This window comes from Nostoc sp. DSM 114167, from assembly GCF_052692655.1.
This window is the reverse complement of the sequence record NZ_CP195116.1, coordinates 6944687-6969009: the sequence shown is the minus strand read 5'-3', so window position 1 is coordinate 6969009 and position 24323 is coordinate 6944687. Positions and strand designations below refer to the sequence as shown.

Here is a 24323-nt window from a genome sequence, read left to right as displayed (position 1 = left end):
AGTCGACTTCAATAGACTGGAGATTTTTAGTCATCTTCAGATGACTTTAGCTATGAGGCGGGAATTTCAATTCCCGACGGACTGCTGTGCCCTTCGGCTCATCTGTACCTCACGCCTGTTGCAATCTGCTGTAATTCTTACGAAATGCCCGCTCTTTTCATTCCTCTAAACTCATACCAAGTAGAAACTTTTGATTGTGACTAGCCAATTTAAGTATTTAAGAATAGATTGGTAGTATCAAAAACTACTATTTCTAATGAAAAATTCTACTGAAAGTTCTCAACAAGACCTCAGTCTACCCAAGATAGAAGTAGACCAGCTGTTTCTGGAATGGCAAGAAAATCCAGCAGTTTACGTAAATGATATATGCATCCATCAGTTGTTTGAATATCAAGTAGAAAAAACACCTGAGCAAATTGCGGTCATTTTTGAAGACAAACAGCTTTCTTACCAAGAACTTAACCAGCGAGCTAATCAACTAGCGCATTATCTACAGACCCTGAATGTCAAACCGGAGGTTTTAGTTGGCATTTGCCTAGAGCGATCGCTAGAAATGATTGTTGGACTATTAGCGATTCTCAAAGCAGGTGGAGCTTATGTCCCCTTAGATCCAGCCTATCCCTCAGAGCGCCTAGCTTTCATGCTAGAGGACTCACAGTTATCGATACTGCTGACACAACAAAATTTACTTTCAAAGCTTCCAGAGCATCAGGCCTATATAGTTTGTCTAGATAGCGATCGAGAGGCAATTAGTCAACAAAGCCAGGAGAATTTAACCTGTCTAGCGACAGATAAAAACCTATCTTATGTGATTTATACCTCCGGTTCGACTGGTAAACCGAAAGGGGTAGCTATCGAACATCACAGCACAGTCGCTTTGTTGTATTGGGCCAGAGAAGTTTTTACAACCGAGGATTTAGCTGGAGTACTGGCCGCAACCTCTATTTGCTTCGATCTCTCAGTTTTCGAGATATTTGTTCCCCTCAGTTGGGGTGGTAAGGTGATTTTGGCAGAAAATGCCTTGTATTTACCGACCTTACCTGCTGCTAACGAAGTCACTCTCATCAATACAGTGCCATCTGCGATCGCAGAGTTACTAAGAATTCAAGGTATACCCGCTTCTGTTCGCATCGTTAACTTAGCAGGTGAACCTCTGCAAAATCGTTTGGTGCAGCAGATATATACGTTGGATAATATTCAAAAAGTCTTTAATCTCTACGGCCCAACAGAAGATACAACCTATTCCACATTTGCCTTGGTGAAGAAAGGTGACAGCATCGTGACAATTGGTCGTGCGATCGCCAATACATACTGTCTTGTGTTGGACGAACAAATGCAGATAGTACCCACAGGTGTTTCTGGAGAACTATACATTGGTGGCGAGGGACTAGCTAGAGGCTATCTCAACCGTCCAGAATTGACAGACCAGCGATTCATTCCCAACCCATTCAACAATTCAAAATTATATAAAACTGGGGATTTAGCTCGTTACTTACCAGACGGCAACATTGAGTATATTGGACGCATTGACCAACAAGTAAAGATTCGCGGCTTCCGGATTGAGCTAGGAGAAATTGAAACTGCACTGTGGCAACATCCTGATGTGCAAGAAGCTGTGGTGATTGCTAGAGAATTTTCTCCTGGCGACAAACGCCTAGTAGCTTACGTAGTTCCCAAGCCCGAATCATCAGACACGAATGTTGGTAATTTACGCCGTTTTCTCAAACAGAAATTGCCCGACTACGCGATCCCTTCTCGGTTTGTGCAATTGAGTGCTTTACCCTTAACAGCTAACGGAAAAGTCGATCGTAAGGCGCTCCCAGCACCCGTTCAAACTTTGAATGCAAATGAGAAGTTTGTTGCTCCTCGTACTCCTATTGAGGAACGAGTAGCAGAAATTTGGTCTAATGTATTGGGTCTAAAAAACATTGGCGTTCATGACAATTTCTTAGCGTTGGGAGGCCATTCCTTACTAGCCTTTCAGATCCTTTGCCGTATCCGCGATATCTTTCAAGTTGAGTTACCAATGCGGCATTTCTTTGAAGCGCCCACCATCTCTGAAATAGCCCAAAGCATTAGACAAGCACAACAGGAAGACATAGGATGTTCTGTGCCAATACAATCTATTGGGCGCGATGGCGATTTACCGCTTTCCTTTGGGCAAGAACGGTTGTGGTTTATTGACCAGTTAGTACCCAATCATGCTTTTTACAATGTGCCCGAAGCCTTTCGCCTCAGAGGTGTACTCAACGCCACAATATTAGAGCAGAGCTTGAATGAAATTATCAACCGTCATGAAGTCCTACGAACTACATATTCGAGCTTGAACGGACAACCCATACAGGTCATCCACTCAACTTTTCCCATCAAACTCTTAGTGGTGAATCTCCAAGGGCTGTCTCCAGACGAGCAAGAATCTCAAGTCCGCCAGTTCATCCTTGAAGAAGCCCAACGTCCTTTCAATTTAGTTCAAGGACCATTGCTACGAACAACATTGCTGCAATTGAGTTCACAAGAACATATATTCCTCCTCAACCTACACCACATTCTTTGTGATGATTGGTCTTTAAGTGTTTTGTTCGAGGAACTGTCAGCTCTCTATCAAGCTTTCTGCACTGGCAACCCTTCTCCTCTTCCTGACTTAGCTATTCAGTATGCAGACTTTGCAGCTTGGCAACGGCAGTCGCTACAAGGTGAAATTTTAGATAATAAGCTTGCCTATTGGCAGCAACATTTGAGTGGCAGTCTACCCATATTAGAATTGCCCACCGATTATCCACGACCATTAGAGCCAACATATCAGGGTGCGCGTCAATCAGTCGTTATTCCCAAATCCCTAACAGATGCCCTCAATGTTCTCTCGCGCCAAGAAAGTACTACCTTGTTTATGACCTTGTTGGCAGCATTCCAGACACTCCTATTTCGCTACACAGGGCAAGAAGACATTTTAGTAGGCGCTCCGATTAGCGATCGCCACCGTTCTGAATTAGAAAGACTAATTGGGTTTTTGCTCAATACTTTGGTGTTGCGAACCAACTTGTCTGGCTCTCCAAGTTTCCGGCAGTTGTTAGGCCGAGTCCGAGAAGTAGCTTTATCGGGTTATACTCACCAAGACTTACCGTTTGAGAAACTAGTTGATGGCCTGCAAATTAAGCGGGACTTGAAGCAAAATCCACTGATTTCAGTGATGTTTCATCTTCAGAATACCCCAAGACCTCAGCTGACTGTTCCCGAATTGACAATGAACCGTCTGGAAATTGATAACGGGACATCTAAGTTCGATCTATACCTGGAACTGCGCGAGACAGCAGCAGGGATATCGGGCAACTTGGAATATAGTACTGACCTATTTAAAGCTGAAACGATCGCTCTGATGATAGAGCATTTTTCTACTCTATTACAGAGTATTGTCTCTAACCCAGACCAGACAATTTCTAACTTACCCCTGTTAACAATCCCTGGCGATCGCCAAACTAAGCAGATATACAACGGCAATATAGATATTCGCAGTCTACCAGAGCCGGAAATGGGTAGAAGCGATTTGGAAGCAGCATTTGTCGCACCTCATACTCCGATTGAGTCACAAATGGCTAAAATTTGGAGCCGAGTTTTGGCGATCGAAGAAGTTGGGATTCACGATAATTTCTTTGAGCTTGGCGGTAATTCCCTACTAGCATCTCAGTTGATTTTTTATGTAAAAGAAACCTTTCAAGTAGATTTACCCCTAAAAAGCTTGTTTGAGAAATCCACTATAGAAGCGCTGGCTCAGGTAATAGAGACAGTGCGTCGAGATGGCGTTTCTACTTTAACCAGTGCGATCGATCTCAAATCTGAGGTAGTACTCGACCCTGCGATCGATTCTCAAGGAAGGTCTGTTGCTCAGGTCGATGAATTGCGTCATGTTTTTCTCACAGGAGCTACAGGCTTTTTGGGGGCTTTTTTACTTGATGAACTGCTACATCAAACTCAAGCAAAAATATACTGCCTGGTGCGTTCCACAAACGAGCATGAAGGGTTAAAAAAGATTCAACAAAACCTAGAAAAATATTCCCTTCATCACCCAAATTTTAGCTCTCATGTGATTGCGATTCCAGGAGACTTAGAACAGCCATACTTGGGGCTTCCTATTGAACAGTTTGAAAAACTGGGTCTGCAAATTGATGTTATTTATCACAGCGCTGCCCAAGTCAATTTTGCTAAACCATACTCTGTAATCAAGGCATCCAATGTTCTTGGAACTCAAGAAGTTCTCAGATTAGCTTGTATGGGCAAAATTAAACCAATGCATTACATTTCTACCATTGCTGTTTTTGGTGCAATCAGCCATTTTACAGGACAAAAAGTAGTTTACGAAGATGACAACATCGAGTCTTGTAAAGACTATGTTGCTCTGGATCTTGGCTATGCTCAAACCAAATGGGTAGCTGAAAATCTTGTATGGGTTGCCAAATCTAGGGGAATACCTGTTAGCGTCTTCAGAACAGGATTTCTTATGGGACATAGCAAAACAGGTATTGCTCATACACAAGATTCTTTTGTGCCTAGAGTTATTAAAGGATGCATACAGCTTGGTAGTTATCCGGAACTCATAGATCAAAAAGAAGAATTGCTTCCTGTGGATTACGCCAGCAGAGCAATCGTCCATTTATCCAAAAAGCAAGAATCTCTAGGAAAAGCTTTCCATATAGTACCCCCACCAGACGAAAATATTGGACTTATCAAGCTTTTTGAGTTTATTTGTTCTTATGGTTATCAACTCAAGAAGTTACCATATACTCAGTGGAAAGATGAGCTAATTGCAAATTTCAGGCACTCTCAGGAAAATGTTTTACATCCGCTTTTACCGATGATGTCTGAAAAAGTCTATCAAGATTCTTTGACAATCATGGAGTTGTATCAAAATACAGTTGATTATGACTATCAAAATACCCTCAATGGATTGGCAGATTCTGCAATTGTTTGTCCGCCAATGGATGTTAAACTATTTGATAAATACTTCTCATATTTCGTCAGTAGTGGTTTCTTAAATTCACCACCTTTAAAACAGGAGTAAATGTTCATGCTATAATTTTCAGCTTAACATTACCTTCAAGTTTCTCCAGTAATTCTGAAGTGCATAGTATGATTTATCTACTATTGAATAAGACGATGTTTGGCTGACAGACCAGAATTGTTGTACACTCAAGTTTTTATTTGGTATTGCTGCTGAAAAACGCTACTTTATTATCCAAGAGCATCAAAGTATGCCAAGGCATACGACTGATAATTTCTGGTTAGTGGGCCGAAGCGATAGTGACACTGTATTTGGTGCTGATAATGGTCAACTGTTAAAGGCACGTCGTGTAAAAAGGGAGCATCTTACTTTTGTAAAAGTGAGATGTTCCCCTCTTTAGTTTTGTATTAGACTCAACACAGAAGCGTTATATTTTCAACTCCCCAGAGAACCCAAATCAAGACCTTAATATCACGAACAACAAACAGACCAATAATAAACCCAAAAGTAACAGCAAAGCCTGATTGCGTTTTACCCAACTTTTCACAGTTACAGCAAAACTGTTAGTGTAACGCTGCTGTTCCAACTCTAATTTTGTCTCTTCAATATTTTGGTAGAGCGTACAGTCTTTAGCGTAGGGACGTTTAGGAAAATTGCAAGTATCATCAGCGTGATAGGTGCAGGTGTCGCACAGATACCCATCCCCAGCGGCGCGGTGCAATGGAATACCGGGATGACCGTAAGCTTTAAGTGTAGTCCGGCAATAGGGACAACTAATAGCTTGACTCTCAACAAGTTGATGGCAGTGGGGACAAGATACAGTAGCCAAAACCTTTAGCGCAAATAGGTAAACACTTTGATTCTAGCCATTTACAGGGATAATAGGGAAATACATACGTAGCCTGTTAATTTTGAATGTGGCTAGCTCTCAGAATTGGTTATTTTATCAGCATAAGTACTAATCTTATGATGATTTTTTAGATTTTTCTCAGTGATTTCTATCACTCAACATCATTAAGGCTATGCCATAATCTAGCAAATATCAGGTTTTATCCCAAGTCCAATAATTATTTAGAGGTAGAAAAATATTGCCTTTTAATCCTGAGCTATGCCGTAACGAAAGCGAAGTTGAAAGCAAACTCATAGTGCAATATTTGCTACCGCAGCTAGGTTATACTCCTGACACCTGGCATCAAGAAGTTGCCATTGGTAGCATCCGTTTAGATTTTTTAGCATTTGCTGCACAAGTGATTCCCTTTGTCTTAGATGCCAACTCACCGCTAAGTGTTGTCATGGAGGCAAAGCATCCCAAACAAAACTTAAATCATCATGTTCCCCGACTCAGGCATTATTTAACCAGCTTGAATGTCAGGTATGGATTGTTGACTAATGGCAAAGAGATTAGAATTTATCAAAAATTACAATACGATATTCAACTAGTATTTCAATGTTCTGGAAAGGAAGTTGAGATACAGTTAGATAAAATTAAAAGTTTAATTGGTAGAGAGAGTCTCAAAGAAGGACAGTTGGTAAATAAACCAGAAGTTCAAATAACTGAAAAGAATTACAAATTTGAAATCAAAAGGAAACATTCAATGAAAACAATCGCGGTTTACCATAATAAAGGTGGCGTTGGTAAGACAACAACTGTAGTTAATCTAGCTGCTGCTATTAGAAAGAAGGGGAAAAGAGTTCTAGTTATTGATTTAGATAGTCAAGCCAACACTACATTTGCTACTGGTTTAGTCAAATTTGATGACGAAGAGTTTGATGATATCAAAGATTCTAATATTCGTCATATTTTGCAATCAGAAGATTTTTTTCCTATAAATGAAGTCGCCAGAAAATCCCAATTCACAAATCCAGAAATTAGCGTTGTTCCTTCTCATATTAGTTTGATGAATTATGAAAATGAGTTAATTCAGCAAGAAGATAGTAAAATGATGCTTGCTCAAAAACTAGATGTAGTAGCAGAGGAATATGATGTAGTATTGATTGATACTCCTCCTTCATTAAATCTGTACGCTAGAATTGCTCTAATTACTGCTGACTATCTTATTATTCCTTCTGATCTCAAACCATTCGCTAATCAAGGACTAATAAACGTTAGGGAATTTCTCAAAAAGATAAATGGATTTAGAAAACAAATAAGAAAGCCTCAAATTGAAATTATAGGTGTATTAGCTTGCAAAATATCTACTAATAACCAGTTTGTTAAACATACTTTGCCCAAGCGACTCGAAGCTATTCCAAAACGGTATGATTTTGAGATGATGAATACGGTAATTTATGATAGAGATGATCTGGCAAAATGTGCTGAGAGATTTCTTATTATAGGAGACATGGAGGTGGCTGATCCTATTTCTGTGCTTGATTTTAAGCCAGATTCAACTGCTGCACAAGAATTTGAATTATTAGCAATAGAAGTTTTACAAAAAATAGGGTTGAATTAATGAAATTATCTACATCACTTGTTGCCATCAAGAAAATTACTTCTACTGTACCTCGTTCAAGTTTTGGAGATGATGAACTAGAACAGGCAGCAAATCTTATTTTAGAAGCGGCGGGAGTTATTAACCCTATAGTTATTCGTCGCTCAAGTATCAATTCCTTTGAGGTAGTTGATGGACACTTTGAATATCATGCTGCTGCTAGAGCTAGAGAGATAGAGCCTCATAAGGGCGAAATGATTGGAGCAATTATTATTGAGTCTGAAAATGAGGAGACTTTAACAAAGCAAGTTCAATTATTTAGACAACAAAAAGCTGATTCTTCAGAAAAAACATTTTTACAATCAAAAGATATAGAACAGTTTTTAATAAATTTGGAATCACGTTTTGAAAAGATAACGAACCAAATAATAGAGCAAGCAAATATTAATGCAAAGTTAGAAAATGAAGTGAAAGAGCTAAAAAAGCAGGTGGCTGATAAGACTGATCCAATAGAAGTTTTTAAAACACTTAGTCAAGTTAAAATTGTCTCAAAATTACAAAATGCTGGTTTTAATCAAAAAAAAGCTTCTCAGATAGCAGAAATAGTAGAAAATGAGCGCAATAAGAAACAATTTCAATCATTGAATGATGTCGTAGAAAGGGTTAAAATCCCGTGGGGGAAAAGGATGGTTAAAGCCATAAGTATTGAAAAAATGCTCGAAATAATTGATCGGTGGTCAGAAAATAATTAACTAAAGAAATTAGTAAAGTACATTAATGCAGCTAGTAGGTTGGGTTGAACGAAGTGAAACCCAACAATTAACGTTTAATGTTGGGTTTCGTTCCTCAACCCAACCTACACAGTTTTTTTGGATGAGGTGAAAAGTAAGTTGCACAATATGTTAATCTTTAACCCTGCATTTGTCGCAGTGCATTAAACGCCTTACCTCGCAACCCAATCGGTAACAACGATAAACCTAAACCAGTCCAAGCTTTAGCAGTCGAAAAAGACTGTCCCGTCAAAACTAGCTCTCTGCCTTTTTGCGTTTCACCCTTTTCAATTAAACGCAAACCTAATAATAATTGTGTTTCCGTTAAACGATTTTTTCTGACTTTCTCTAATTTTTCAGACTCAAACTTATAACTTTCTAAATACTGAATTTTATCAAATAAATAAGGAATGGCTCGATTAATACCCTGCTGCTCTGCATGGTAGCGATATTCCATCAATAATTCTGGTAAGTAATAGCCCTTTTTTCCAGCCAAAGCCAGACGCACAAATAAATCATTATCTTCGCAATTTTGCAGGTTTGGCTGCATATATCCTAATTCTTGCAAGGTTTTACGGCGAAATAATGTCGCTCCAACTTGAAAACTTTGCTGAATAAATACGACTTCTAACAAATTATTTACAACACCTGCGGGTAAATTCTTCCTACCCCAGCGATGAGAATTTTCTTGAGTCTTTGCCTCATCCCGGACATTGTTAATATCAATGATCCAATGGTCTGTACCAACAAAATCAATGCTAGAGTCTTGAGCAAGAATAGCTGATGTACTTGCGAGAAAATCGGGTGTTAGCCGGTCGTCATCATCAAACTTAATAAAATATTCACCACTGGCAGCATCAAAGCCAGAGCGCATATTATTACTTTTACCTATATTTTGCTGATGACGGATATATTTAATCCGATTGTCTGTGTATTGTGACATCAATTCGGGTGTGCGATCGCTAGAACCGTCATCACAAATAATTAGCTCAAAGTCTTGCTCAGACTGGTTGAGTACACTGTCAATTGCGAAAGGCAGTAAATTAACTCGATTAAAGGTGGGAATGGAAACACTAACTTTAGGCATTTTTGCAAGATGAGAGTGGACATTGCTCACTAACTAAACGCTTAATGAGCAAGGCTGGGCAAAAGCTAAGTGTAAGAAATAGTTTGATTAATTTTATTCCAAACTTTTTTGATAAATCGATTGCTTCTAGCCGCTAGGGTGGGTGGCTTTAATTGCTTCGGTTTTTTCTCTGGTTGCTTCAGAAAGCGATAGTGTAAAAATTCATTTTTGTAACGAATATCAACATCTTCACCTTTACACAAGCGGGCAAATCCAATAGCAGAATAGCCCATATAGTGAAGACGATGAATAGGTTTTAATCCCTGTTGATTGTAAAGAACATTATTAATGTTCACAAAGGGATTTGCATTAGCACAGTTACCAGTTCTATCTTCACCATTGGGACTGAGTGTAAAGTTAAATAGTGGTCGAGCAATTCTAAAAGTCATGTAACTAAATAAATCTGCGTCACACCACCAAGCGATTTCGTTAATCAATTCGACTTCTTTATCTTCTATCAATCGCTTTTTGAGTATTTTTAATTCTTCAGCGCCTAAAATACCCTTTTTTGAACCAAAAAAACTAGAACAGTGTATTTCTCGTCTGATTTCAGATTCAGGCAAAGACATTTTTTGTTCTAACTTCGGCAAGTCGAAAGCTGCAACTGAAGTTTGTTTTGTGTGTTCCCAGTCATCAAACACAAAGTCGTATTGGTTTAGTTTTTCTAAAACCTTATCCAACTTATTCATTGCCAAACTATCAGCATCATAAAATACAAATCTTTCAAACTCACCATCAAAAGCACACATTTTTCGGATTAAATTATTTTTTTTATTCCATTCGATAGAAGGTTTATTTTTTCGACTATTTCTGGGATAAGCGTTCCAAACTTGAACGGCAAAATCCTCCCATTTTTTGATTGAGCTTTTATTGTCAAACAAGGTGACATTCGGTCGAGAATCTATCTCCTGTTTAACTCGTTTTAAGCGGTCATCATAGGGAATAATACAAATCGGAATATCTGGACTAACATTTACTTCAATGCTGTTTAGCAAAGCTACTAGTTGGTCAAATACCACGTCATTAGCCAGTGTGTAAATCCCAAAATTATCCATTGTAGTAAATTATTTTGATTTTTGATTTATTGAATAAAGCCAATTCTCTGTGAAGCTGCACATCATTTAGACCCCTCCCAACCTTCCCGAACTCGCGGGAAGCGCCGCAGGTAGTAGGGTTATTTCTACACATCTTTATACAGAATTGGTCTAACGCGAATAATGCGATCGCTATTTTTTGACCGATTATTCTCAAATAATAATATACACATTTTCAACTTAACCCTGAAATAAGCAGGAAGCGATTTGGGTTACGGATGATACTAAACATTACCCTCCTATTTAAAAATGCCTAAAACTCTAGCTGTTAAACAATTGCCTCCTAGAGAATAATCTCAGCAACCCGGCGGTTCCCACACCCCAAGCACCATTAACCAATAAACCTGTCACTATTCCCACAAGTTTCCAGCCGCCAGCAATGGGTTGACCCTTGAGTGGTGCAACCACAAACCAAGCTACTAACGTCGGAGCAATTGCACCAAAGACTAAAGCTCCTAACCAATAGTTTTTATCGTGTCGAAAACGAGGTGCAATTACTACCAAAATCAGTCCCCAAATGCCTCCCCAGAAAGCATTTGACCAAATTTGCGGAATTCCTAATGGTTGTGTCGGTGCAGTTGAATAAGGGGCACGATCTGTAAAATTTACTACATGTAGCAGCGCCAACATACCTTGATGAAATAGCAAAACAGACACAAAGCCTGCAATAAATCCTAAAGCAAATCGAGATAAGGCAGCTTTTTGAGTCATTGCTTATACAAAAAGGTACTTGTTTGCAGTTGCAGATGTGACTTTAATAATTGACATTTCCCATTCCCTATTCTCCATTTTCTTTAGAGCTTGCTTCTGAGAGTTGTCTATGATAGTTTGCTAACTAGTCAAAATACAGTAACTCTATCAAATTACCGTGCTTTGTTGAACACTATCGTTGATATAGCCGAAGGAGTGCAGAGTTAAGAGTACTTAAGTACTTTACCAAATATACGACAAGTGGAAAAGTCAATCTTGCCGATTGGGAAGTAGATACCTGTGTTGGGGAAAGGTTAAAGGGTAAGGGAAAATTTTAGACCTTTACCCTTTACCCCTTAACCTTTTCCCTACTTCTGCAAGAACTCACGTTAAACTTAGTTTCCTGAACTTAGTAGCGAGGATAGCACCCTACAATGAATATACGTATGCAAACTATTCACAACCGTAAAGTCAAAGGCGGAGGCTAAACGTTGGCACAATTCCAAGCAGAACCTCTGGCTTTATCAGGCTCTCAAAAAAATTGGGTCTTACTCGGTGTCGGACTTGGGGTGTTCATGTCTACCCTGGATGTGGGCATCATTAATGTTGCTTTGCCCACATTAGTGCAAGCCTTTGGCACTAGTTTTCCTACCACCCAATGGGCTGTATTGAGTTACCAGTTGGTCAGTTCCGGTTTAGTTTTGGGGGCAACCCGCTTGGGGGATATGTGGGGTAAGAATTCCTTATACCAAGGGGGACTTGTTCTGTTCACTTTCAGTTCGTTATTGTGTGGTTTTGCACCGAGTATCGAGTGGTTAATCGGCTTTCGGGCACTTCAAGGACTAGGTGCTGTGTTCATTTCTGGGCTTGGTTTGGCAATTATCACAGAAGTTTTCCCCTCTTCCGAACAAGGTCGGGCTGTTGGTGTTATCGGTAGTGTAGTGTCGCTAGGAATTGCTTTTGGCCCCTCTGCTGGCGGATTGCTTTTAAACTGGTCAGGCTGGCATAGTATATTCTTCATCAATGTACCCTTGGGGATTATCGCTAGTTTCTTAATAGCTCGTGTAGTACCACCTTCTGCACGCATTGAGGGCAAACAGAAATTTGACTTTTTGGGAGCCATATTAGCTTTATTGACTCTGGGTAGTTTTGGGCTGGGTATGACGCTAGGACAGAGCCAGGGCTTTAGTAGTACTAATGCATTGGTATTATTAGCGATCGCCGCTGTGAGTTTCACTACTTTTTTGGTAGTTGAAGCGCTCCTAAAGCAACCACTACTAGAACTAAAGCTGTTTCGCAATCTTCAGTTGAGTATGGGTTTGCTAAGTGGCTGGCTAGCATTCATTGTTATTGGCGGTTCGCTACTCATCGTCCCTTTCTTTCTAGAGAGCGTTAAGCATTATCCGACAGTAAAAGTAGGGCTGTTACTAGCCGTATCGCCTGTACTTAGTGGATTAATTGCCCCTCTAGCTGGAATACTTTCAGACCGCTTTGGCGCTCGACTAATCAGTTCGATTGGGCTGGGGTTGATGATTGGCGGCTGTCTGGGAATTAGCACCTTTGATGCTCAAATTACCGAGTTAGGCTATATATCACGTTATTTTATATACGGCATTGGTCTGGGTTTATTTCAATCGCCCAACAACAGCACTGTTATGGGAGCAGTACCAAGAGAGCGGCTAGGGATTGCTTCTGGGCTGTTGTCTTTGTCACGTACATCAGGTAACACCGTAGGAGTTTCTCTAATTGGTGCAGTATTTGGAGCCTTAATCGCTAGTATGTCTGCGGGTGCAGATGTCTCTGTTGCTCCTCCTGATGCGATCGTTGCAGGGTTCCAAGGAACTTTTCGCTTCGCAGCCCTAATACTGTGTGGGGCGGCTGTTGCATCTGTTTTGAGGATCGGTAAGAGGTGGGTAGGGGAGCAGGGGAGCAGGGAGATGAGGGAGACAAGGGGACAAGGGAGACAAGGGAGACAAGGAGATAAATAAAACTCCTAACTTCTAACTCTTAACTCTTAACTCAGCACGGGCTAAACGCCCCGCTATCGCTAACAGCACTGTTTTGCCCAATGCCCAATATTCAATTATCAATTACTAAGGAGTTAAAGAAATGACAGGTAAATTAGAAGGAAAAGTGGCAATTATCACTGGGGCTTCTGCGGGAATTGGAGAAGCAACTGCGATCGCTTTGGCTTCAGTTGGAGCTACAGTAGTACTCGCTGCTAGGCGTGGCGATCGCATTCAAGCATTAGCAGAACGTATCGAAGCTAGTGGTGGCAAGGCATTACCTATTGTCACTGATGTAACTGATGAAACTCAGGTAAATAACTTGGTGGCAAAGGCAAATGCAGAATTGGGAAGGGTCGATATCCTTGTGAATAATGCCGGGATTGCCTTATTGGGAACTATTGAAGCTGGAAATAGCTCAGACTGGCGGCGATCGTTTGACCTCAACGTATTGGGACTGCTATATGCGACTCATGCCGTTTTGCCTCTGTTGAAAGCACAAAAATCTGGGCATATAGTCAACATTTCCTCAGTGGCAGGCCGGACGGCACGGGCGGGTGTTGGTGTTTACAATGCTACCAAATGGGGTGTTAATGCTCTCTCGGAAGCATTGCGCCAAGAAGTCCACAAAGATAACATCCGCGTCACCATTATTGAACCTGGGTTGGTGGATACGGAAATTGACAGCCAAATTACCGATCCCGTTGCCAAACAACGGATCGAAGAACGACGCAAGTCAATTCAACCTCTGCAAAGCGAAGACATTGCTGCTGCGATCGTTTACGCCCTTACGCAACCGCCGCGCGTTAATGTCAACGAAATCCTCATCCGACCAACGGGACAAGAACATTAACATAATTTGTAATTCGTAATACTTCGGCTACCTCAATACAAGTTCGTAATTCGTAATTAAAGACTGTTACGTAAGGGGATTTAGAACCAGATGTTTCTTGAGTCTATCTTACCTATACGAGGAAGAAAGCTACCTATAGCGTCTCGTAGGGAACTACTGAAAAAAGCGCCATGTATAGGTATAGATAGACTTAGCTTCTTTGTTTGGGGGAAGAGGAATTAAACCCAAAAATTACGAATTACGAATTAGGAACTCAACACTGAGCATAAATTATCTCACTTAGTATTTACTAAATTTTAGAAAGAATCGCTTGGGCAGCAGCTTCATCGGTAATCAATCCTGTAATTAACTTGCCATGCAGAGCAGCCAAAATTGCCTCTGCCTTTCTCACACCACCCGCCACTCCAATAATCAGTCGATGAGCGGGTTGTTCGAGGGCTACACTGGCAACCCGGCTGTTTGTCCCTTGTTGCAGCAATACTCCGCAATCGCTGTAAGCCCAACCTGCAATTTCTCCGACTGCTCCCAGTTCAATCAATTCAGCTACCTCATCGTCATTGATGAAGCCGTCTTGATGTAACGGAGCATTCCAAGCAATGTGACTAATTCCGACAAAGGTTGCTTTGGCTTGCTCTGCAAGAGTTTTGACGGTGAGAAACGATCGCTGAGTCTGCAAGAGTTCTCGTTCTTCAATGCTAGTGGCGACAACGGGAGTCGGCACTGGGTAAGCTTGGGAACCGACGCGATCGGATAAATGCATAACCACTTCGTGACGACCTGCACGCCCAGAATGAGACATATTGCCAATAATTGAAACAATTTTATGTTGGGGTTGGTTCATTGAGGGTATTTGCTCCACCATTGCTCGCAATGTGCGACCTGACGAAAACGCTAGTATGGTCGGGGTTTTAGCCATCAGGTAAGCCTCTAGGTGGGTGGCAGCACATACACCAATTCCGTATAATGTATCACCACTACCTGCGTCAGTTGGTACTACTTCACAAAGTGACAGAGCAAAGCGATCGCGTAACGACTCAGCCAGAGCAATGCATTCACTCAGAGGATGATCGAGTCGAAATTTAATCAATTTTTCACTGACCGCTAGTGCCACTAAGCGTTGTGCAGCTTGCCGGGACACATTGAGCTTGGTGGCAATTTCTTCTTGCGTATTGCCGGCGATGTAATAGAGCCAAGCAGCATGAGCAGCCAAGTCTAATTTGCGCGCCCGAAGGGGGGTGGCATCGCGCCGCTCTAAAAAAGGTTGTCCCATATACTACCTGCAAAAACTATGTACCTATCAAAGGTATGATTGCATTATTTAGACTATATGCCCAAAGAAATAATCTTTGCTCAATTATTTTTAAATTTCTATTATCCCCCAGTCACCTCTAAGTTAAACCCAGTAATGTAGCTTGCCTCTTCACTCATCAAAAACGCTACCCCATTTGCCACCTCTTCCAGGCTTCCTAAACGCCGCATTGGTACTGAATTAATCATCTGTTGCTCAACCATCTTGGGATCGGCATCAAAGTACTGCGATCCTACTGCTGCTTGCAATTCAGTTTGCCGCGTCCACATAAAACCAGGGCCAATCAACGCAGGCGAGAGTGCATTTACCCGAATGCTGTAAGGTGCTAAGTCTTTTGCTGCCGTTTGAGTAATTCCAATGACAGCAAACTTAGAAGCGGCATAAGCCAACATATTTGGTGGTCCAACCACCCCTGCATAACTCGCCATGTTGACAATCGCACCTCCACCTGCATCGCGTAATTGTTGTGCAGCCGCCTTGAGAATATGGAAAACGCCGACGACGTTGATATTAATGACCTTTTGAAAGTCGTCTTCAGGATATTCGTTAGTCTTGGCAAACACTCCTTGATAACCCGCATTATTAAATACATAGTCGATGCGCCCAAGCTGCTCTACAGCAGCAGTAAAGGCTTTAGCAACATCATCACTAGATGTAACATCACAGCGAAACGTGCCGACTGGAACGTTGTAACCTTTTAGTTCCGCAGCGACATCTGTCATCTTCGGTTCATTCAAATCTAGCAGGGCTATTCCTGCGCCATTAGCAGCAAAACGGTGTGCAGTTGCTTTGCCAATATCTCCTGCACCGCCCGTAATTAGGATGGTCTTACCTGCAAACTGATAAGTTGCTTTTGCCGTCATAGATTCAACCTCTTATTGAAGAATTGTTGCAAATGCCCACGATCAAAATCAGATTGGTATGATTTCTATTATTGAGCTTTTGCCCAAAATTAGAGCATAAAATCAAAAATTTATTTTGTTCGGTTTTTTACTTTAAAGGAGTTATGCGATGCGTATTCGCCGCTTCGCGAAAGTGCTAGCTGCATTTCTCGCTGGAGTAATGCTGGTGCATCTGCTATATGCTTGCTCACCGCGCTCCCAAGCCGCAGAGAAAACTAAACTAACGATCGCCACTGTTAATAATGGCGACATGGTGGTGATGCAAGGGCTTTCTCGGAAATTTGAGCAAGCTAATCCTGATATTCAACTCCGGTGGGTTGTGCTGGAAGAAAATGTGTTGCGCCAACGCACGACTACAGATGTTGCAAGCCAAGGCGGGCAGTTTGATGTCATGACCATCGGTTCCTATGAAACACCAATCTGGGCTAGGCGGGATTGGTTAAGACCTTTGGATCTAGGCGCAAACTATGACGTAAATGACCTGCTCAAACCGATACGAGAAGGACTTTCCAATAACGGCAAACTCTATGCTGTGCCATTCTATGGGGAAAGTTCCATGCTGTACTACCGCAAAGACTTGTTTGAAAAAGCTGGGATTGCAGTTCCTCAACAGCCAACTTATCCCCAAATGAGAGAATGGGCAAGCAAAATTCACGACCCAGCGCATGGAGTTTATGGAGTTTGCTTGCGCGGAAAACCCGGTTGGGGTGAAAACATCGCATTTGTTTCCACATTGGTTAATACCTATGGTGGACAGTGGTTTGATATGAAATGGCAACCAACGATCGATACTCCAGCTTGGAAAGAGGCGATCGCCTTTTATGTCGATCTACTCAACAAATATGGGCCGCCAGGAGCAAGTTCTAATGGATTTAATGAGAATCTAGCATTATTCTCCACAGGCAAATGCGGGATGTGGGTAGATGCAACCGTTGCTGCCGGGTTGTTATCCAATCCGAAAGAATCTCAAGTGTATAACAAAGTTGGCTTCGCTCGTGCGCCAATTGAAAAATATCCCAACGGTTCAAACTGGCTTTGGGCTTGGGCGCTAGCGGTTCCAAAAACGTCAAAATCACCCGAAGCCGCGCAAAAGTTCGTTGCTTGGGCAACATCAAAGGAATACATTCAACTGGTTGCCAAGGAGAATGGCTGGGTTGCTGTACCACCAGGAACTCGGACTTCCACATATCAAAATCCCAACTATCGAAAAGCTGCACCCTTTGCAGAAATCGTGTTGGCAGCGATCCAATCTGCTGATGTTACCCGTCCATCAGCACAACCAACTCCTTATAAGGGAGTTCAATATGTAGATATTCCAGAATTTCAGGCGATCGGTTCTTCAGTCGGGCAAACCTTAGCAGCAGCATTAACCAATCGAGCTTCCGTAGACCAAGCGTTGCAGCAATCCCAGAAATCCACCGAACGCTTCATGAAACACACAGGTTATATCGAGTGAAATTGAGCATGGGGCATTGGGCATTGGGCATGGGTAAAAAGAGCCAATGCTCAACTACAAAACATTCAGAATCCAAAATCTAAAATCTAAAATCTAAAATTCCTTTAGGTTATGTCTTCTTCATTAGCGGTAAAACCTCAACACGAAACGCCACCTCCCACCAAGCAACGAACTACGCGCCAAGTATCAACCTTACCTTTGGTTGCGCCTTCGGTCGTTCTCCTACTGCTGTGGATGATTGTGCCTCTGGTGATGACCGTATGGTTTTCCTTTCAGCGGTATAACTTGCTGAATCCAGATGCACGTAAATTCATCGGGATTGAAAATTTTACTTTCATTCTCAGTGACTCAGCTTTATGGACATCGATCGCCATCACAATAGTTTTGGTTGTTTCCGTTTTAGCAATCACAATTGGTCTGGGTACATTACTAGCAGTACTATTTGACCAAGATTTTTATGGTCGTGGAGTAGCGCGAGTACTGGCAATCTCTCCATTTTTCGTCATGCCCACAGTCAGCGCCCTAATCTGGAAAAATATGCTGATGCATCCAGTGAATGGGCTATTTGCTCAAATTACCAGAGGTTTGGGTTTGGGAGCAATTGATTGGTTTGCCAGCGTTCCCCTGCTTGCCATCATTATTATTGTTTCCTGGGAATGGCTGCCCTTTGCTTTGCTGATTTTATTAACAGCCATTCAATCACTCGATCGCGACCAGTTAGAAGCTGCGCGAATGGATGGGGCAAATGCGATCGCTCTATTTCGTTTCGTCATGCTACCGCATCTGAGCCGCGCCATTTCTGTGGTTGCCATGATTGAGACAATTTTCTTCCTGACTATCTTTGCCGAAATCTTTGTTACCACAGGCGGCGGACCAGGACTTGCAACCACTAACCTTGCCTATTACATCTTCTTAAAAGCCTTGCTGGAATTCGATGTCGGCGGTGCTTCGGCCGGTGGATTAATTGCCGTAATCCTTGCCAACATCGTGGCAATCTTTTTGATGCGTAGTGTTGCTCGTAATTTGGATACTTAACATGGCACGTAAAACCTCGAAGATTTGGCTATGGACATTGCTCGGCTGGCTTGCTGCTTGCATCTTGTTTTTTCCAATTTTCTGGATGTTTCTTACCAGTTTCAAAACTGAAGTCGCGGCAGTTTCAACTCCCCCTCAGTTGTTTTTCCGCCCGACATTGGAGAATTATATTGCCATCCAAGACCGGGCAAATTATTTCAATTATGCGTTTAACAGCGTAGCGATTTCCGTTGGCTCGACTATAGTCGCACTGCTGCTTGCCGTACCTGCCGCTTACGCAATGGCATTTTTCCCAACCAAACGCACCAAGGGCACTTTACTCTGGATGCTGTCCACCAAAATGCTGCCACCCGTTGGTGTGTTAGTACCAATCTACATTTTGTGTCGCAACGCCGGATTACTGGATACTCACATCGGTTTGATTATTATTTATACCCTGATTAATTTGCCAATCGTCGTCTGGATGATTTACAGCTTCTTCAAAGAAGTTCCCAAAGAAATTCTCGAAGCCGATCGCATGGATGGAGCAACTACACAGCAAGAACTTGTTCATGTCTTGCTACCATTGGCAGTGCCCGGAATTGCCTCCACTGCCTTGCTTTCGATTATTTTGTCATGGAACGAAGCATTTTGGAGCTTGAACTTGACAACGGCAGATGCCGCCCCACTTACAGCCTTTATTGCTTCCTTTTCCAGTCCTCAAGGATTATTTTGGGCAAAACTTTCCGCAGCGTCAACACTAGCGATCGCACCCATCCTCATCTTCGGTTGGCTGAGTCAACGGCAATTAGTCCGGGGTCTGACTTTTGGTGCTGTGAAGTAGAAGGCAGGCACTCTTACAGCTTTGCGTAAAACCTTGGCGAATTGAGGTTTTAAATTTAAACGCATAGGGGCGCAGAGGTAAGCGCAAAGGTACGCAGAGAATTTGCTACGAATTAATTAAATGTTGCACCTCTACGTCTGTGCGTGAGAAAAACTTAAACCCGTTAATGGAAACATTTTATGTCAACAGTTGCTTTAAGAAATATCCATAAAACCTACGCCGACACAGAGATCATCAAAGGCATCGATCTCGATGTGGGCGATCGCGAATTTGTTGTCTTCGTCGGCCCCTCCGGCTGTGGAAAATCAACCTTACTCCGCATGATTGCTGGATTAGAAGAAATTTCCTCCGGCGATTTACTCATTGATGGACAAAAAGTCAATGATGTGCTGCCCGATAAACGTGGTTTAGCAATGGTGTTTCAAACTTATGCCTTATATCCCCACATGACAGTGGCAGAAAATATGGCCTTTAGCCTCCGGCTTGCGGGTATGCCCAAAGCCCAACGTTATGAAAGGGCGCGTGAAGTCGCTCGTATCCTGCAACTAGAGCCGCTTTTGAACCGGAAGCCCAAAGAACTATCAGGAGGACAACGCCAACGGGTAGCGATCGGTCGTGCTTTGGTGCGTAATCCGAAAGTATTTTTGTTTGATGAGCCACTGTCCAACCTGGATGCTTCATTGCGGGTGCAAATGCGGATTGAGCTTGCCAGTTTACACGACAGCCTGCAAGCCACGATGATTTATGTTACTCACGATCAAGTTGAAGCAATGACCCTTGCCGACAAAATTGTGGTATTACAAGGCGGCATCATCGAACAAATGGGTTCTCCCCTGGAACTCTACCACCATCCCCGCAATCTATTCGTCGCCGGATTTATTGGTTCGCCAAAAATGAACTTTATTTCGGTGACAGTTTCAGCCGTCAATGACTCTGGGGCAACAGTTAGACTCCCTGGTGACGCAACCGTAACAATTCCGGTGAAGCCCAAAACCCTGTCAGTTGGGGATAGAGCAACATTAGGGATTCGTCCCGAACATCTGCGGCTCGATCGCAATAACCCAAGCGTGAATGGTGAAGTATTAGTCGTAGAACGATTAGGCGGAGAAACCTTTCTCTACATCAAGATTGCAGGTGGTGAAACTATAGTTGTGCAAACAGACGGAGATAATCCAGCCATTATGCATGATTACGTTCCGATTTACATTAATGGTGAGCTTTGCCATTTGTTCGATCGCGACGGTGAAGCCATCCCCAAAGTTCATCGTCACCACCTAACCCAAAATGAATCCCATGAACAGCAATATCAGCACAGGATCGGCAATCAAGCTGAATGAAGCATCTTTGTCTAATTTAGGAAATAACGTTCGCGTACCCAATTACGATCGCCACCAAATTACTAACGGTATTGTCCATATCGGTGTGGGTGGGTTCCATCGCGCACATCAGGCATTATACCTGGATAATTACTTTCATCAAAATCCCGGTAGTGAATGGGGAATCTGCGGGGTTGGGCTACTGGAATTCGACAAACGAATGCGGGATGCACTGAACTCTCAAGATTGTTTGTATACCTTAGTTGAAAGATCCCCAGAAGGCGATCGCGCTCGTGCGATTGGAGCAATTACAAAATATCTGTTTGCCCCAGATAATCGCCAAGCAGTAATTGACACTTTAGCAGACCCCAAATGCCGCATCGTTACCCTCACCATTACCGAAGGCGGTTACTACTATATTGAAGGTAGCGGTGAATTCGATGCCAATCACCCGACAATCCAGTACGATTTGCAGCATCCTGATGAACCAATAGGAGTATATGGCTTTTTGACAGCAGCCCTTGATCGCCGCCGTCAACAGGGAATCGCACCATTTACCGTGTTGTCCTGCGACAATCTCCAAGGTAACGGTAACATTGCCCGCAAAATGTTAACCGCATTTGCCCAAATGCAGAACCCAAAATTGGGAAGTTGGGTTGCCGAACAGGTAGCTTTTCCCAACTGCATGGTCGATCGCATTACTCCCGCCACCACACCAGCAGATATCAAAATGGTGGCGGAACAGTTTAACATTGATGATGCCTTTCCAGTTGTTGCCGAACCGTTTCTTCAGTGGGTAGTCGAAGACAATTTCAGCGCGGGTAGACCTGATTGGGAATCAGTTGGCGTTCAGATGACGAGTGATGTTCATCCCTATGAGATGATGAAAATCCGGCTGCTCAACGCCAGTCACTTGTTAATTGGCTATCTTGGCTCCTTGGCTGGCTACACTTACGTTCATGAAGTTATGGCAGATCGATTAATTCGGCAAGCCGTCGATAATTTGATGGCAGAAGTTACGCCCACACTTCAACCCGTACCTGGAATTGATTTAGATAGTTATAAAAAGACCTTAATTGAACGCTTTGCCAATCCTAAAATTCGAGATCAACTGCCGCGTCTTTGCCTGAATAGCTCCGCTAAAATGCCAAAATTTATTCTCGGCTCAGTGCGTGACGCGCTGCATCAAGGAGGGGCAATTGATTACATGAGCCTAACGGTTGCTGCTTGGTTCCGTTACCTCAACGGACAGGATGACCGAGGGAATCCCATTCCCATTGATGACCCAATAGCAGGTACTCTAACTCAACTAGCTCATTCCAGTGACAGCGATGCCAAACCATTGCTCAATTTAACTGAGATTTTTGGCGATTTGTCCCAATCACCGCTTTTTGTTGATGCAGTTACGAACCATTTACGCAGGTTGTATGAGTTTGGAGCTAAAGAAACATTAGTTAAATTATTACAGAAAACTTAACCAGAGAGTGGAAGCTGTAACATTTGAAGGCGGAAGTTTAATTTCCGCCTTCTAACCTTGAAAATTTTGAGGGGCAATTAATATCATGTTCGCTTGATTACTTATTAAACACGAAGAACCCCACCCTTAATCCCCTTCCCTTGCAAAGGCTACTGTGTACACACAAGAATTTTAAAGTTGCTACGTAACGCCGGGTGGATTAATTTTTGCAGGTCGATGCAATTAAGTTGCAAGTCAATGCAATTAAGTTGCAAGTCAATGCAATTAAGTTGCAAGTCAATGCAATTAAGTTGTAGGTCAATGCAATTAAGTTGCAAGTCGATGCAATTAAGTTGCAAGTCGATGCAATTAAGTTGCAAGTCAATGCAATTAAGTTGCAGGTCAAAAGAATTGTGTGTACACCATAGCTTTGCTAAGGAGAGGGGAGACAAAGCGTAGCTTTGGCGGGGTGGGGTGCAATGACTGTAGGAAGCATAACACCAATTCTCCAAAATAAGGCAACAGATGTAAATCATGAAAGTCTTGCGCCCATTGCGAATTGCGAATTGGTATAACTATTATCCGAACTTGATATGACTGACATCGTAATTGGCTTAGACTTGGGTACAGGAGGAGTACGAGCGATCGCAGTTGATCTGCAAGGGCAAATTATCGCTCAGTCAACCAGAAGCTATCCCCTTTTAACTCCACAACCCGGTTGGACGGAACAGAACTCATCGGATTGGGTGGAAGCTAGCTTGGATGCTCTCTTCGATGTTACTCAACAGCTAAACGGACATCGGGCGATCGCCCTCGGTTTATCTGGACAAATGCATGGTATGGTTCCTCTCGATGCGGATGGTAAAGCAATTAGACCAGCAATTTTGTGGAATGACCAGCGCACGGGTAAAGCTGTTGCTGAGATTGAAGCCGCTATTCCCAGGCAAGAGTTGATCCAACGGACTGGAAATCCGGCAATTACTGGGTTTCAACTGCCGAAGCTCTTATGGTTGCGGACTGAAGATCCACTTGCATACACTCGGTTATGGCAGATTCTTTTACCCAAAGATTATCTGGGATATGTGCTAACAGGCGAAACAGTAACGGAACCATCTGATGCCTCTGGTGTCGGCTGTTTGAATCTGGCAAATCGGCAATGGGATACAGATATTCTCCATACTCTTAATATTAATCCAGCGTTGTTCCCCCCGGTAATCGAATCTACCGCGATCGCTGGACGACTCAAATCAGAAATAGCCGCGCGCGTGGGATTACCTGTAGGATTACCTGTGGTCGCAGGCGGAGGTGATAATGCCGCAGCAGCAATTGGTTTGGGTATCTCATCAAGCAACCTGAGTCGGGGTAGTTTGAGTATCGGCACATCCGGAGTAATCTTTGCACCATGCGAGCGCCCAATTCCCGATGCCGAAGGTCGGGTACATTTGTTCTGCCATGTGGATGGCGGCTATCATCTGCTGGGGGTGACGTTAGCAGCAGGTGGTTCTCTGCGTTGGTATCGAGATACATTTGCAGCGCATATATCTTACACCGAACTGATGGATATGGCAGAGCGATCGCATCCTGGGGCGCGTGGTGTGCTATTTCTACCCCACCTTGCAGGAGAACGCAGTCCCCACCTCGATCCAGATACTCGCGGTGCTTTGGTAAATTTGTCATTAGCTCATACACAAGCAGATATAATTCGTGCTGTGCTGGAAGGGGTTGCATTTAGCTTGCGGTCAGCATTGGAGGTAATTAGTGCGATCGCTCCCCTCGATCAACTCTTAGCAACGGGTGGAGGCGCACGTTCTCACATCTGGTTACGAATTTTGGCAGATGTTTTGCAAACAAAACTCATTGCACCCAAAGCTGAGGAAGGAGCTGCTTACGGAGCAGCTATTTTGGCAATGGTAGGGATTGGTGTTTACCCCAATTTAGCAACTGCACTCAAGATTTTCCCGCAGGATAGTAATGTAGTACAGCCACAGGCAAATCTTTTGTACGAAGCAGGTTTTAACCGCTACAAGCTACTTTACGATACCTTGAAAGCTGTGCGTTGAGC

The 24323-nt window shown here is 42.8% G+C and carries 17 protein-coding genes; 11 read left to right on the top strand and 6 right to left on the bottom strand.

Going from position 1 to position 24323, the window contains the following annotated elements; genetic code table 11:
* Positions 1 to 256 precede the first annotated feature (256 nt).
* A complete protein-coding gene (locus tag NSTC731_RS29405; protein WP_445628037.1) occupies positions 257 to 5053 on the top strand; it encodes an amino acid adenylation domain-containing protein in 4797 nt (1598 codons plus the stop codon).
* 397 nt (positions 5054 to 5450) lie between these two features.
* On the opposite strand, the gene NSTC731_RS29400 is transcribed toward NSTC731_RS29405, so the two are convergent.
* Entirely contained in the window at positions 5451 to 5822 is a 372-nt protein-coding gene (locus NSTC731_RS29400) for a hypothetical protein (RefSeq protein WP_445628036.1), read from the bottom strand.
* Between the two features lie 259 nt (positions 5823 to 6081).
* On the opposite strand from NSTC731_RS29400, the gene NSTC731_RS29395 reads away from it, so the two are divergent.
* Both NSTC731_RS29395 and NSTC731_RS29390 read left to right on the top strand, forming a co-directional pair.
* Positions 6082 to 7446, top strand: a complete 1365-nt coding sequence (locus NSTC731_RS29395; protein WP_445628035.1) for an AAA family ATPase — start codon at positions 6082 to 6084, stop codon at positions 7444 to 7446.
* On the top strand, positions 7446 to 8177 hold the full coding sequence (locus tag NSTC731_RS29390; RefSeq protein ID WP_445628034.1) for a ParB N-terminal domain-containing protein: 732 nt from the start codon (positions 7446 to 7448) through the stop codon (positions 8175 to 8177). Before NSTC731_RS29395 ends, NSTC731_RS29390 begins: the two co-directional genes overlap by 1 nt.
* A 157-nt stretch (positions 8178 to 8334) precedes the next feature.
* Here the strand turns inward: NSTC731_RS29390 and NSTC731_RS29385 are convergent, their stop codons facing one another.
* From NSTC731_RS29385 to NSTC731_RS29375, 3 genes are all read right to left on the bottom strand, one after another.
* Complete coding sequence (locus NSTC731_RS29385; protein WP_445628033.1) at positions 8335 to 9282, bottom strand: glycosyltransferase family 2 protein; 948 nt, start codon at positions 9280 to 9282, stop codon at positions 8335 to 8337.
* Between the two features lie 65 nt (positions 9283 to 9347).
* The gene (locus NSTC731_RS29380) at positions 9348 to 10376 is read right to left on the bottom strand and encodes an Npun_R2821/Npun_R2822 family protein (protein ID WP_445628032.1); all 1029 of its coding nucleotides are present in this window, start codon (positions 10374 to 10376) and stop codon (positions 9348 to 9350) included.
* Positions 10377 to 10676: 300 nt separating this feature from the next.
* A complete protein-coding gene (locus NSTC731_RS29375; protein WP_445628031.1) occupies positions 10677 to 11126 on the bottom strand; it encodes a hypothetical protein in 450 nt (149 codons plus the stop codon).
* Between the two features lie 470 nt (positions 11127 to 11596).
* Between NSTC731_RS29375 and NSTC731_RS29370 the strand changes: the two genes are divergently transcribed.
* Positions 11597 to 13093 carry a DHA2 family efflux MFS transporter permease subunit gene (locus NSTC731_RS29370; RefSeq protein WP_445628030.1) on the top strand — a complete coding sequence of 499 codons (1497 nt, stop codon included), beginning with the start codon at positions 11597 to 11599 and terminating at the stop codon, positions 13091 to 13093.
* Between the two features lie 121 nt (positions 13094 to 13214).
* Positions 13215 to 13964: an SDR family NAD(P)-dependent oxidoreductase gene (locus NSTC731_RS29365; protein ID WP_334700088.1), complete on the top strand. Its 750-nt coding sequence runs from the start codon at positions 13215 to 13217 to the stop codon at positions 13962 to 13964.
* Between the two features lie 289 nt (positions 13965 to 14253).
* Here NSTC731_RS29365 and NSTC731_RS29360 read toward each other — a convergent pair whose 3' ends face one another.
* Entirely contained in the window at positions 14254 to 15234 is a 981-nt protein-coding gene (locus tag NSTC731_RS29360; RefSeq protein WP_445628029.1) for a sugar-binding transcriptional regulator, read from the bottom strand.
* A 101-nt stretch (positions 15235 to 15335) separates the two neighbouring features.
* Positions 15336 to 16136: an SDR family NAD(P)-dependent oxidoreductase gene (locus NSTC731_RS29355; RefSeq protein WP_445628028.1), complete on the bottom strand. Its 801-nt coding sequence runs from the start codon at positions 16134 to 16136 to the stop codon at positions 15336 to 15338.
* 148 nt (positions 16137 to 16284) lie between these two features.
* On the opposite strand from NSTC731_RS29355, the gene NSTC731_RS29350 reads away from it, so the two are divergent.
* The 6 genes from NSTC731_RS29350 to xylB all read left to right on the top strand — a co-directional run bounded on the left by NSTC731_RS29350 (position 16285) and on the right by xylB (position 24321).
* Entirely contained in the window at positions 16285 to 17631 is a 1347-nt protein-coding gene (locus NSTC731_RS29350; RefSeq protein ID WP_445628027.1) for an ABC transporter substrate-binding protein, read from the top strand.
* 111 nt (positions 17632 to 17742) lie between these two features.
* Positions 17743 to 18666: a carbohydrate ABC transporter permease gene (locus tag NSTC731_RS29345; RefSeq protein ID WP_322692251.1), complete on the top strand. Its 924-nt coding sequence runs from the start codon at positions 17743 to 17745 to the stop codon at positions 18664 to 18666.
* Position 18667: 1 nt separating this feature from the next.
* Positions 18668 to 19489 carry a carbohydrate ABC transporter permease gene (locus tag NSTC731_RS29340; protein ID WP_445628026.1) on the top strand — a complete coding sequence of 274 codons (822 nt, stop codon included), beginning with the start codon at positions 18668 to 18670 and terminating at the stop codon, positions 19487 to 19489.
* A gap of 179 nt (positions 19490 to 19668) precedes the next feature.
* Entirely contained in the window at positions 19669 to 20826 is a 1158-nt protein-coding gene (locus NSTC731_RS29335) for an ABC transporter ATP-binding protein (protein WP_445628025.1), read from the top strand.
* Complete coding sequence (locus NSTC731_RS29330; RefSeq protein WP_445628024.1) at positions 20783 to 22282, top strand: mannitol dehydrogenase family protein; 1500 nt, start codon at positions 20783 to 20785, stop codon at positions 22280 to 22282. The genes NSTC731_RS29335 and NSTC731_RS29330 overlap by 44 nt, the downstream gene beginning before the upstream one ends.
* A 572-nt stretch (positions 22283 to 22854) precedes the next feature.
* Positions 22855 to 24321, top strand: a complete 1467-nt coding sequence (xylB, locus tag NSTC731_RS29325) for a xylulokinase (RefSeq protein ID WP_445628023.1) — start codon at positions 22855 to 22857, stop codon at positions 24319 to 24321.
* Positions 24322 to 24323 lie beyond the last annotated feature (2 nt).